General features: G+C 44.9%; 7 protein-coding genes. 1 reads left to right on the forward strand and 6 read right to left on the reverse strand.

Annotated elements, in window-relative coordinates:
* Positions 1–41: 41 nt before the first annotated feature.
* The 4 genes from NYR53_RS22305 to NYR53_RS22320 all read right to left on the reverse strand — a co-directional run bounded on the left by NYR53_RS22305 (position 42) and on the right by NYR53_RS22320 (position 4,055).
* Positions 42–1,682 carry a putative bifunctional diguanylate cyclase/phosphodiesterase gene (locus NYR53_RS22305; RefSeq protein WP_261301350.1) on the reverse strand — a complete coding sequence of 547 codons (1,641 nt, stop codon included), beginning with the start codon at positions 1,680–1,682 and terminating at the stop codon, positions 42–44.
* Between the two features lie 132 nt (positions 1,683–1,814).
* Positions 1,815–2,567 (reverse strand): amino acid ABC transporter ATP-binding protein, encoded by a 753-nt coding sequence (locus NYR53_RS22310; RefSeq protein WP_261301351.1) that lies wholly within the window; start codon positions 2,565–2,567, stop codon positions 1,815–1,817.
* Between the two features lie 12 nt (positions 2,568–2,579).
* Entirely contained in the window at positions 2,580–3,260 is a 681-nt protein-coding gene (locus tag NYR53_RS22315; RefSeq protein ID WP_261301352.1) for an amino acid ABC transporter permease, read from the reverse strand.
* 12 nt (positions 3,261–3,272) lie between these two features.
* Complete coding sequence (locus NYR53_RS22320) at positions 3,273–4,055, reverse strand: amino acid ABC transporter substrate-binding protein (RefSeq protein ID WP_261301353.1); 783 nt, start codon at positions 4,053–4,055, stop codon at positions 3,273–3,275.
* Positions 4,056–4,426: 371 nt separating this feature from the next.
* On the opposite strand from NYR53_RS22320, the gene NYR53_RS22325 reads away from it, so the two are divergent.
* Complete coding sequence (locus NYR53_RS22325) at positions 4,427–4,987, forward strand: DNA-binding response regulator (protein ID WP_261301354.1); 561 nt, start codon at positions 4,427–4,429, stop codon at positions 4,985–4,987.
* 759 nt (positions 4,988–5,746) lie between these two features.
* Here the strand turns inward: NYR53_RS22325 and NYR53_RS22330 are convergent.
* Positions 5,747–6,193, reverse strand: coding sequence for a GNAT family N-acetyltransferase (locus tag NYR53_RS22330; protein ID WP_261301355.1), 447 nt, complete (start codon positions 6,191–6,193; stop codon positions 5,747–5,749).
* Positions 6,194–6,358: 165 nt separating this feature from the next.
* On the reverse strand, positions 6,359–12,925 hold the full coding sequence (locus NYR53_RS22335; RefSeq protein ID WP_261301356.1) for an OmpL47-type beta-barrel domain-containing protein: 6,567 nt from the start codon (positions 12,923–12,925) through the stop codon (positions 6,359–6,361).
* Between the last annotated feature and the right edge of the window lie 140 nt (positions 12,926–13,065).

A 13,065-nucleotide genomic window follows, 5' to 3' on the forward strand; every position in this document is an offset into this window, starting at 1 on the left:
ATCAACATCATCAGCGCGCACACTGGACGTTGACCTCTCATTTACTTTCTAACAACCACCTGTTTGGATAACAAGTCAAATTGTGTTGGTTTGTTGATATAATAACCCTGTACTCCCCAACAATTCATTTCTTTTAACATCTTATATTGTTCATACGTCTCTATGCCTTCTGCGATTACTTGCAGGTTCAATGCATGGGCCATGGCTAAAATGGCTGAAATGAGAGAGACATTCATTTCCCAAATGAAAGATCTGTCAATTTTCAACTTATCTATAGGCAGCAAGGTTAACATGCTTAACGAGGAATAACCGGTTCCAAAATCATCTAAGGCAACGGTAAAACCTTCAGCGCGCAACCTACGCAGCGTTTGTTGGACATCTTCCATCGAGTGCATCGTCGTGCTTTCTGTTATTTCTAACTCCATCACACGTGGGTCCACATGCTCTTCTTCCAATATATGAAGCATTTGATCTACGAAAAGAGATTCATTTAATTGAATCCTTGAAATGTTGACCGAAATTTTAAATTGAGGACCGTATTCCGCGTTTAAATGATGCCAATCCTTACAAGCTTGCCTAATGACCCAGTATCCAATCGGAATAATCAATCCAGTATCCTCGGCGACTGGAATAAAATCATTGGGCTGGATCATTCCCATGTTCGCAGAATTCCATCTTAACAACGCCTCCGCTCCGATGACTTCCTCACGAACCGGATTATAAATAAGCTGGTAATGCAAATGCAATTCTTCTTTCTCAATCGCATTTGAGAGAGCAAGCTCATGAATGAAATTCTCAACATGGTCGTATTTAGATGAAGCTTCGAAAATATGAAATCTTTTTCTACCCGCCCCTTTGGCCTTATACAAGGCAATATCTGCTTGTTTTAAAAGCGTTTGGATAGTTTCACTATTCACACTTTGAGCCACACCGATACTTACGCTTAACTTCATTGGATGATCGTTTACCGTAAATGGAGCCACGAAAAGTTGATTAATTTGGTCGGCAGTCTCCTCAGCTGATCCAGCTCCCCCCATGGCTACGACAACAAATTCATCTCCGCCCAATCGTACAAGTATATACTCCGTGCCAAATTTCTCAACAAGACGGTTAGCGACTTCCACGAGCACGGTATCACCTACAGCATGTCCGAAAATATCATTAATATTTTTGAAATAGTCCAGATCAAGTAAATAAATGATCGCAGGATTGTTCACATGCTCAAGCAGGAATCTTCGATTATATAGCTTGCTAAGATCGTCATGATAGGCATAATGATAAAGCAAATTTTCGTGTTGCTTACGCTCGGTAATATCACGAGTAACCGTGACGATGAACTCCATATCACCGTTTTCATTGAAAATAGGCGTAAGTACACTTTCTCCGCTTAACATACCATTGGGAAGCACAATGCCATCCTCATACTTGATGGTTCTTCGTTCATTAATCACTCTCGTATATTTCTTATGTAAGTAGTTCGCCATCTGGCTCGTGTTTGTATCAAAAAATGTTAGTCCGAAAGCATCCATTGTAATTCCACTAAATTTCGTAGCAGCGCGGTTTACATAATAGTATTTGATATCCGATCCATCAACACTCATGATGTAAATCGAGTCTTCCATATTATCCATCATGCTTAGGAGTGTCTTCACATCAAGTAATCTATTCGCAGGATTTATCATATAAACGACCCCTCTATACTGACAACAACCTTATAAATTTCTATGTTGGCTGGAGATAACATTCGACAAATACATTCATTTTCCTTCCATCCTTTCTATTAAAAGCATGCTAAGTTAATCTTAATCTTAATCTTAATCTGCTTTCCGATTCACTTTTCTCAAAAATTGCAAGGTCCGCTCATTCGTTGAAGCATCAAAAATGTCGGCTGGTGTTCCTCTCTCAACAATCGCACCTTGATCCATAAAGACAACTTGGTCCGCTACTTCTTTGGCAAAGCCCATCTCATGTGTCACAATGACCATCGTCATGCCTTCGAAAGCTAGATCCTTCATCACCTTTAGCACTTCGCCTACCAATTCCGGGTCAAGCGCTGACGTTGGTTCATCGAATAAAAGCACCTCAGGATTCATCGCCATTGCCCTAGCAATTCCAACGCGTTGTTGTTGTCCACCAGACAGTTGATGAGGATAATGATCGGCACGATCACGAAGTCCAACCTTGTCTAAAATGGATAACGCCTTATCCTTAGCGGTTTTCGAGGATTGTTTAAGGACAATAACAGGGCCTTCCATAATATTTTGCAAGACAGTTAAATGAGGAAATAAGTTGTAGTTCTGGAATACCATACCCGTGTGTTTACGGATGGAACGGATGTCCGTCTTGCTCAATTTGACTTCACTTGAAAATGTCATCATCGCTTTGGCTATCGAGAGGGTCCCCTGATCTGGAAAGTCTAATAATTTCAGACATCTTAGTAGGGTCGTTTTGCCGGAACCGGAAGGTCCGATTACTACGGTCGTGCTCCCTTTTTTAACATCCAAATCAATATCGTTCAAGACGTGGAGGTCATGAAAATGTTTGTGTATACCTTCCATTCGAATCATGCTGGCCCCCCTTTACTTAGCAATGTTACGTTCATAGTGGATCTCAAGCTTGGATTGAAAATAGGAAAGAACAGTACTGAAAACTAAATAAACGAAGGCCACCTCGATATAAAGCCATAATGGCTCATAAGTAACCGCCGCAATCTGCTGCCCTTTTTGAAACATTTCCGTAACCGTAATTGTCGCGGCCAAAGATGTATCTTTAATTAAACTAATGAAGGAATTTCCTAATGGAGGAATAGAGACTCGTACAGCCTGGGGTAAAATGATCCGCCTCATCGCCTGCCATTTCGTCATATTGATCGAATAAGCGGCCTCACTTTGGCCTTTGGGAATCGATAATATCGCGGCACGAATGATTTCGGAGCTATACGCTCCTTTATTTAACGTAAACCCGATAATGGCTGTCGGAAAAGGATCCAGCGTTATACCCAAACTCGGAAAACCATAAAAAAGAATAAACAACTGGACAAGTAATGGCGTCCCGCGGAAAACCCAAACATAGAATCTCGCTATCGCCCGAAGGATGGCAAAGTCTGATAATCGAGAAAGCGCCGTGATAAAAGCTAAGCTAAGTCCCAAAGTAAATGTGATTAAAGTAAGCGGAACTGTGTACGCAAGTCCCGCCTTTATAATAGGAAAGAAGGAATCGGACAGGATCCCTATAATTCGCTCAATACGATCATTTGTCATTAGGCTGTGTCCTTACTTCGTTACGTCGGCATTGAACCATTTTTGCGAAATTTGAACTAACGTACCGTCCGATTTCATGTCTGCCAGAGCTTTATTGACTTTACTAACTAAATCCGTGCTTCCTTTACGGAACAAAAATGCGTTGGTCGTCGCGGACGGCTCCTCATAAACTGTTTTGATCGGAAGTTCGGGACGCTGCTTTTTCAAATCCAAATAGGACAAACTATCGTTAAGCGTCGCATCGATCCTGCCCGAAGTCAGAAGATCAATCGCTTGATTAAAACCCTCCACAACTGTATTTACGGCACCGTGATCTTCCGCTATTTTCCGATAATTACTATCGAGGGATTGTCCAACCTTCTTGCCTTTAAGGTCATCCAACGTCTTGATATTCGTATTATTGGCGTGCACCACAAGAACAGCGCGAGAAACAATATAAGGCGTAGACATGTCGTACTTCTCCAAACGATCCGGGCGAACAGCCACTTCGTTGGCCACCATGTCATACCGCTTTGCATCAAGTCCCGCAATCATTCCATCCCACTTGGTTTCAACAAAACGCGGCGTCATGCCAATTCGTTTGCATACCTCTTCTACCGTCTCGACATCAAATCCCGTAAGCTTGCCAGCCTTATCATGAAAAGTGAACGGTGCATATGTACCTTCGGTACCGATCGTAATTTCGGCTTTGCTCGGCGCAGATGCTGAGGGCGTTGCATTTGGTTTAGTCGAACTGCAACCTATCGAAGTCAGGAGTAATGCCGTAACTGCTGTTGTTGCGAGTAATATTTTCATCATCATAACCCCCTGTGAAATAACCCTTTTGAGTTAAAGGTATTATTCCCCATGTGAAGGAATTTTAAGAAAAAATGTATTGGAGGAAATGTATGTTGAAGAAGCAACGCGAGAAATTTATTTAATGAACGAATCAAATACGATACAACGTGAAATATCCAACTAATGAATGAATCAAATACAACGAAAATTCCAACTAACGAATGTAAAGGAAAATAGTCCCTCAATGGTTAATTGTTAAATTTTGAACAATATGATATTATTTTAAATAATTAATATCAAACGGTTGTGAAGCACATGCCGCTTTTCCAGATCAGCATCAGCTGTTCGGAGGAGCGGCTTATTTATTTCTGGAGGCGGCCTAAACATTTATGAATGAATTTGAAAATGCCCATGAAGCTTTTTTAACTAAACACATTTCGATGAGGGGCGGGGAACGTTTAAAGCGACTTAAAGAGGGTCATGGACATGCGGAGAAGTTGTTTCTTGAGCAGATTTGGTGGAACGCATTTGGACATTTTCAAGACTTGCATCCGGAATATGAGATCAAAGATTTTCGCGACGGTACACGCTTTTTAGATTTTGCCTTTCTTCGCCACTCTTTCAGACTAGCGATTGAAATTGATGGCTTTGGCCCCCATTTCGCTGATATCAGTCGCTCCCAATTCTCAGACCAACTAATTCGACAGAATCACCTAGAGCTAAATTATTTAGAAAAAGAAGTCATTCGTTTAGCTCACAAGTTGGGAAGAGCAATCAAACCTGTTGATGTTCAAAAACAATTTCAGTTCGGACAAAGAAAAGCACAACAGACTCTTAAAGCGATGTATCAGAAATCACTTCTTGAACCGGCAGGTGAAGGTCTTGCTCGTTTGCGATGTTATAGAGTAGCACAGCACGTTCTTGCAAATTGGGAAGGGTTGGTGGTTTGAGGCTGATAGCATTTAACTGACCATATTTGACGGGACTCCTCCGGCTGAGAAGTCGGCAGCGTTCGATTAAGTACGTTTTTAGAGCTTAATCAGCACAGAAGAGTGGCACGGACTGCTGAGACGCCGATTTCCGACTTCTCAGGCGCTGTCGAAGAGCTTCGGCACGCCGCGCTCTCGCTGTAAGCGCGGTTTTCGCGCTTATTTGTTCGGGGGCTTCCGAATAAGCGCGTTTTTTGCGCTTATTCGGAACGGACGCGCGGGACGGACTGCTGAGAAGTCGATTTCCGACTTCTCAGGCGCTCCCGGCGAGCTTCGGCTCGCGTGGCTCTCGCTGTAAGCGCGTTTTCTGCTCTTATTTGTTCGGTCCCGCCTGATTAAGCGCGTTTTTTGCGCTTATTCCGAACGGACGCGCGGGATGGACTGCTGAGAAGTCGATTTCCGACTTCTCAGGCGCTCCCGGCGAGCTTCGGCTCGCGTGGCTCTCGCTGTAAGCGCAGTTTTCGCGCTTATGGTTCAAGCGCTCCAGATTAAGCGCGCTTTCCGCGCTTATTGGTTCGGGGGGCTTCCGATTAAGCGCGGTTTCCGCGCTTATTTATTCGGGCGCTGCTGAATTAGCGCCCCAATGAAGCCTGGGAGTTGCTAGCTGCCAGCAGCAATTGCAAAAAGCCCTTCCACCAATCGAAGGACATTCTGCGATTGAAAAAAGACCGCTGATCATGATTTCGGACCGATCAGTGGCCAAATTAATCACTACAGCTTTTAGCTGATCGAATAGTTAACCCATTCCCCTTGAACCCCTCCCATTTTCTCAAAGAAATGTTGAGCTCGTTTATTATCAGGAGCCGTTATCCAAGACATATACGCATAGCCTTGATCCTTTGAGTAACCTTGACATTCTAAAAACAGTTCGGATTCCACTTCTGTACCTCTAAATGGCTCCATGACATAAAGGTCGTTCATGATGGTAATTTTATCTGCTTTCATCGTACTAAACGCAAAGTATAAGGTCGCAAAGCCAACTAGCTTTCCATCTTGTTCGGCGACAAACTGTATACCTAATTGTTTCTCTAAAAGGGTTTGAATCAATTGATGTATTTTTCCATCGGCTGGCTTAGGTTTTTGATAAAAACCAACGATGTATTCATACATTAATTCGGTCAAGCTGTTTTCATCATCTGGTTCTGCATCTCTCACGATAAGTGGCATCCATAATTCCCTCCATTCAATAATGCATAATTATACATAAATACGAATTTATATTCAATCCAAAAATTTCATTTATCCAAAATAAAATAAAGAAGCCCGCCACAAAAGCGAGCTTCTCCACCAATTTGTTCCCTTTCAGAAAGCACCTGTTAGAAGGACATACTTTTACATCTGAAATACGACCATGGGATTTATTGTTATATTACTTACAATTTCTCTGTACGTTCCCCCATAAGTCATGCCAAAAGTATAAGAACCAGGCAATAACTCCTTGCTGACCTCTCCGCCGGTCGTATTACCGAAAGTCAGCCAGCCTCCAGCATAGTATTTCACATTGCCACTATCCATCAGATTCCCTTGACTGTCTTTCAGTTGTACCTTGACCTTGACGGTCTGGAATACGACCACGGCATCCGTTCCTATATTCTGGACTTTTTCCTTATACGCTCCTTCGTTCGTCATACCGAAAGTATAAGAACCAGGCAATAACTCTTTGCTGACCTCTCCGCCAGTCGTATTACCGAAAGTCAGCCAGCCTCCCGCATAGTATTTCACACTGCCGCTGTCCATCAGATTCCCTTGACTGTCTTTCAGTTGTACGTTGACCTTGACAGTTTGAAATACGACCACGGCATCCGTTCCTATATTCTGGACTTTTTCCTTATACGCTCCCTCGTTCGTCATACCGAAAGTATAAGAACCAGGCAATAACTCCTTGCTTACCTCTCCGCCGGTCGTATTACCGAAAGTCAGCCAGCCACCCGCATAGTATTTCACACTGCCGCTATCTATCAGATTTCCTTGACTGTCTTTCAGTTGTACGTTGACCTTGACAGTTTGGAATACGACCACGGCATCCGTTCCTATATTCTGGGCTTTTTCCTTATACGCTCCTTCGTTCGTCATACCGAAAGTATAAGAACCTGGCAATAACTCCTTGCTGACCTCTCCGCCGGTCGTATTACCGAAAGTCAGCCAGCCACCCGCATAGTATTTCACACTGCCGCTGTCCATCAGATTTCCTTGACTGTCCTTCAATTGCACATTGGTCTTTACTGTCTGGAATACGACTACGGCATCAGTTCCGGTATTTTGCACCTTCTCCTTATAGGTTCCCTCGTAGGTAATGCCGAAGGTGTAGCTTTTGTCAGCTATGGATTTACTTACCCTGCCGCTAGCGTCCGTCACACCAAAATCTTTCCATCCTCCGTCGTAGTATTTCACGACTCCGCCGCTGAGTGGATTGCCATTACTGTCTTTTAACTCAACCTTGACCGCCGTTGTAACAAGAGAAAAACTAAGATTATGCGCAGATTCAACATTCCCTGCTTGATCCGTTGACTTATAGATCAAGGTATATTGACCTTGCTTATCCAACGTAACAGGTGATGTATAGGGCTGAAACGTAGTCCCATTATCCAGACTGTATTCTGTTTTCTTCACACTTGAATCAACATCCACTGCACTTAAACTAACTGTAACCAGCCCAACGTAAGCACCGTTTGGTCCGTCCGGTTGAGACGGGTTCACACTGGCTGTTGTAACCGGTGCTACTTTGTCAATGTTATTCACCGTATAGCTGGTAACATTGGACGCATGGCCTGCCGCATCTGTTCCTCTCGCATAAATCAAACCATTTTCGGAAACGACTACCGGCGTTGTGTACGCTGTCCATGTGCCGCTAGCACCTACTTTGTATTCTTTCACTGCTGCAGCAGACGGGTAACTAATCGTAACGGTGACATCCGTGTTGGTCGGTGCTGTAATATCTGCAGTAAAAGTTGCATCAGCTGGTGGTTGCGCAGCTTGACTTGTGCTATAAGTCAGTGGGATCCTAAATGAGGCACCATTTGCTATATCATAGATATATCCTTTGCTGAAATCATTTGAATCTTTATAGGACCTGACAAGTGTAATGTCCCCAATGTCGAGCTTCAATCGGGTTCCTTCCAAGACGGATACATCCTTAATACGGTATGACGCGTAGCGGATTCCATCATTTTGAATGGAGATGCTCTTACCGATCAAATCTGCAGGGGTTCCAAAAAGCCCGGACGCTTCGATAATGATCTCATTATGCGGCGACAAATCCCTCGTAAAGTCAACGACCGTTCCAGTAACGGCTCCCACCCGATCCTGCCGGACTTCATTGTTCTTTCCGATATACGAGCCGTCGTGCAAATAGGTGCTCGCACTTCCATCCTCATGAACCGAATATACGCCGAAGAATCCTTTAAACTCCAAGGAGTACGTGGTATCAGGCAGATCAACCGTGTAAGCTTTACTGGAATCCAAGCTGCTAACGATATAATCGGTTCTGCCGTTTTTCAATTTCACACCAACCGCTCGAACACCGCTGTCATCCACGGTCTGCCCATTCATCTTAACGATCAATGGCGTAATGGAGCTGATAAAACTTTCTCCCTTATACGGTTCAATGATCGATGTAAATAAACTATCCATGCTAATGCCGCTGCGATGTGCGATCAAATACCGGAGATCTTTCGGATTGCCTACTTTATTACGTGGCGGCACTCCATCGGCTAGGGCTATATCATCCACATTGCCTAACATCGTCAACCTTAGGTGCACGTCGGTCGCAGCCCCGCTGCCTTGACCATACATATTCCAGGTATCTTTCACATTCCAGTCGATACTGAATTTGTCCGCTGGAGATGCATCGCGTTCCACATTTTTCAAATAATGAAATCCACTGCCCATGTAACCGACTCCTGCGACATCATCGACCCTTTCACCGAAAGGCACGTCAGCTCCCGCATACGTCCCCGTTGCCTGTGGAACCAGGTTCAAGCCTTCCGTCTCAACCGTTCCTTCTGCTCCATGGAAGCTGAAATAATGATCATTGCCTCCCTTTACCCGGAACAGATCCACGGTATAGGAGTTCTTGTCATCTGCCTTGATCATGGCCGTAGTCCGCTTATACAACGTCGTTTGCGGATATACCTTAGGCGCTTCCACATCAATGAGCTTCACCAAGTCTGTATCGTCAAAATGCTTAGCCTCCGCAGCCCATAAATTCATGTTCTGTTTTCGCTTATCCACGACAACTGTATTATGGCTGATTGTATTGATGACCCACTGCGCCCGATGCATATCGACGCTGTCCGCGAATTCGGGGTAGCCCAAATCTGGCGACAAATCGAGCCCAAACGCGTGAAAACCAACATTTAACGTGTCCGCATGACCGTGGCTTACGTTGCGTCCATAGAACATCCATTCATCCCGAAGCGTGTTATTCGCGTTCAGCTGGGCATCTCGCTGAGCACGCGCTTGCGCATTTAGCAGATTCAATACGCGAACGTCTAGGTTAAAGCCGCTGGATGACGGATGCTTCCCAATGCCCTCGAAGGAAATGGTATGCAGTCCTTGCGTAAGGCTCATCTGATTGATGATTTCGTATGCATTCGTATCTGTTCCGTAAAAATCAAACTCTTTAACGGGTTGCCCATCGATGGAAATACGATATATGCCATTAGACTGCGCTTTTACGGGTAGTAAATCCAACTCATAGTCATCCGCAGCTGGAACATTAAATTCAAATGCTGCCGTCTCTCCGCTTTGGGTTGCCGTAAGCTGGATGGAACTGGTTGCCTCAACAAACTTCGTCGGTACACTTTGTGCGGACACGTTCATACCGCTAAAGCCAATCCTCGTTCCATAATCGACTTTCGGGTTATCACCGTCCCGCAGCGCGGCAAATCCATATCCACTCTCATTCACACTCTCCATATTCAGTGGACCTTTGGCGTTAATAACCTCTTGAATTTGACCCGCGATCGCATTAGGACTGGAGGAAAATACATCCTTATGAATCCCGTCGGTCGTATTATTATTCAGAAAATAGGCCAATTGCGCATAAATCGGATCGCCGAATTTTTCAAACGCTTTGAGAGAATCCGTCATTCGCTCAATGATAAATGGATTTCCGGTTCGGCCCGTATCCCCGATGTTTGCAGTAAATTTTTCGCTCAAAATGAGCGTACTCATAGCGGAAAACATTTTTCTAAACTTCACGTTGTTATACAGATCGGCCTGCGGGTATAAATCATAGCCCTCCAAAATATCGGCCGTCAACCGGTGATTCACCAGCCACAAAGCATTATAACCAGGCGCGCTTTCATTACCGTTTCCATCTCGATCAACGTCCGAAACAAGTGAATTTAGAATATTTCCACCTGTCAAGCGGGTCGGATTGGCAAGGACGCTTCCTGTCTGAAATATGAAATCCAGCCATTCTTTCGTTTCAGGCATCGTATCGTAGACAACCGCAGCCATGGCCAGAGCGCTTTGATGCATGCCGTCATTGCCTAGTATTTGCGTCTTTTTTACAGCCGGAAATACTTGCTTAATTATACCGTCTTCTATATTGCGACGAATGTTTGCTCCGGTATTTTTCGGATTGACCAGTCGAAGTTGCGTCGATTTCTCACTTAGAAACTGAACGGTTTCCGGGTCATCGAGTGCCGGGAATAGAGCATCGTAGGCACTAATAAACGACTTCACTAATTCGGTTTCCCAAATGCCGCCTAATACTTTGCCATTACCAACAGATTTGCCCGATGAATTTAGAAACACCGTTCTATCAAACTTGCTGATATCCATTTCCGGATAAACATCCGCCACCCGATCTATTAAAATCGAACCAGCACGGCCATACTTGATGTCCCCTGTATATAGATAAGCATCGCGGAATGCATTCAGCGCACGCTGAATCAAAGAATCTCCCCCATACCATGACCAGTGGACATAGTAGGCGATGAAAGTATACCGTTTTCCTTGCTCATCTACCCAGCCATAGCCATCATCGACTCCCCAGGAAGGCCCCTTTTCGGGGTAGAGCGTGTTGACGAGCAGACTCCGATCTGCGAGCTCCGGAAGGAAAATACCGTGTTCATCCAAACCGCTGCGGTAATAAGCTCCAAAGTCGTTCGTCGGAAATTTGTACCCACTTGATGGATCCACAATTTTCCATGGGTCGTTCAATGGATCGATACGATAAGGATAATTCCCGTATTTATCGATCTCCTTGCCGGTTATCGGACTGCCTAGCGACTGATTAACCGCATAACTGCGGGGAAGCTTTTGACTTGGAACCGCATTCCACAAAAAGTCCAATCCTTTAGCCAGATACTTATCCGCGTTTGAAACCGCCGTATCCTTCAAGCTCTTTGCCCATTGCAGCTGCTGTATATTTTGCCGGGCGGCCGCGACCTTCTCCTGACTGTACAATGTTGTCCTCGTTTTACGATTCATCAATTCACCTGACCTAAGGAATGTCGCATTATCGAAATATACAGTTCCTCCGGCTGGCGGCGAGGTGCCTAATCGCAGACTAATATAGGCGGTCTGCTCCGGAAAAACGCTCTTGAGCGTAATAGGCGTCCAACTGTTACTGGACGAACCCGTCTGGGATACCGATGAAAGGAAAACTTTGTCCGCATCCCATAGTTCGACCTTCAGTTCAGCTGTCCCTGAGTTCGTGGAAGCAAACACATTTGCCGTATATTCAACGCCGGGCGAAACGGGAATGAGATGACTGCGCAATCCAGCAGATTGGTCCGCCGCATTGGTTATTTTGATGCTGCGGACTCCGTCGTAGGCCTTTTCGCTGGATACATCCACAGTGCCGTCGACCCCACGCCAATTGCTTGGCTTTCCATTATCCAACAGTTCGAATCTGCCGTTATTCAAATTTGCACTCGGATCCGGAGGCGCTTCACCGAATTTGGCATCGTCAAAAAAAGTCGTACCGATGTTAGTGCCCCCCAGATACAATCTTATCGTGGCGTAAGCTGCTCCAGCAGGCGCAGCACCGACCGCACGAATCGGCTTCCATTCATTCTGAGAAGTGCTAGCCGTAATCACGTTCGTTAAATTTGTGTTGTTAGTATCCCAAAATTCCAGGAAAATGGTAGAGGCGCCGGATTCGTCAAAGGCAAATACCTCCGCTTCATATTTCACCCCAACTGAAACTGGCATTTTCTGACTTCGGACTCCGATGCCAGCGGTTGCGCTCGTATCGACCATTTTTACGCTGCGATCTCCAGAACGCTTCCTCTCCAGAGAGGACGTAATATTACCGCCGAAGATAGAATCCCAGTAGCGAGGCATTCCGTCAATCGTACTCTCCATTCCACCGTTCCTGAGTGGCGTATTCGGATCCTTCACCAACTCCCGGAAATCCGCATCGTCAAAATAGGAAGTTCCGATATTCCCTTGCCCTGAATAAACTCTCAGACTTGCGTAAACAGCTCCAGTCGGCGCAGTTTGAGTGATACCGAGCTGCTTCCATTGATTCAAAGTATTATTCGTAGCTGTTGGAAACAAGATGAGCGTGTTATTCGCGTCCCAGAACTCTAAGTAAAGGGACGAGCTGCCCTGTGCATTGTAAGAATACACGGAAGCCTCATACTCTTTTCCAGGTGTAACCGTGATCTTCTGACTGCGCAGACCAACAGATGCCGTATTGCTAGTATCCGTTAACTGCACGCTGTAAACTGCGCTGTGTACGGTATAAGTTGAAGATGTCACCGTCCCGCTCATAACGGACCAGTTAAGAGGCTTTCCACCGGAAACCTGCTCGAATCCACTGTTAGGAAGAATCGGCAGCGGGTCCGCTTTAGCTTTTCCGGGAAATACCGTAAATACCGAAAGCACCATTAAAAAAGATAGGAAAACAGATAGAAACTGCGAACCTTTTATTCGACTCATAAATAACCTTCCTTTCCTAGCAAATTAGTTTGCCACCCTTAAATAAAGCGTTTACATTCGGTGTTCTCATAGATTATAAATCTATGGAGGTCATGAGTATATGCATTCAATTCAACAATGTGTGCATAAATTCTAGAAAA

Origin of the sequence: Paenibacillus andongensis, assembly GCF_025369935.1 — a bacterium.
In the GTDB taxonomy this organism is placed as follows: Bacteria; Bacillota; Bacilli; order Paenibacillales; family NBRC-103111; genus Paenibacillus_E; species Paenibacillus_E andongensis.

Excerpts from the sequence above, each read along its gene's own strand:
- NYR53_RS22320 (WP_261301353.1), bottom strand. The coding sequence starts at position 4,055 with ATGAAAATATTACTCGCAACAACAGCAGTTACGGCATTACTCCTGACT.
- NYR53_RS22325 (WP_261301354.1), top strand. The coding sequence starts at position 4,427 with ATGAATGAATTTGAAAATGCCCATGAAGCTTTTTTAACTAAACACATT.
- NYR53_RS22315 (WP_261301352.1), bottom strand. The coding sequence starts at position 3,260 with ATGACAAATGATCGTATTGAGCGAATTATAGGGATCCTGTCCGATTCC.
- NYR53_RS22335 (WP_261301356.1), bottom strand. The coding sequence starts at position 12,925 with ATGAGTCGAATAAAAGGTTCGCAGTTTCTATCTGTTTTCCTATCTTTT.
- NYR53_RS22310 (WP_261301351.1), bottom strand. The coding sequence starts at position 2,567 with ATGATTCGAATGGAAGGTATACACAAACATTTTCATGACCTCCACGTC.
- NYR53_RS22305 (WP_261301350.1), bottom strand. The coding sequence starts at position 1,682 with ATGATAAATCCTGCGAATAGATTACTTGATGTGAAGACACTCCTAAGC.
- NYR53_RS22330 (WP_261301355.1), bottom strand. The coding sequence starts at position 6,193 with ATGCCACTTATCGTGAGAGATGCAGAACCAGATGATGAAAACAGCTTG.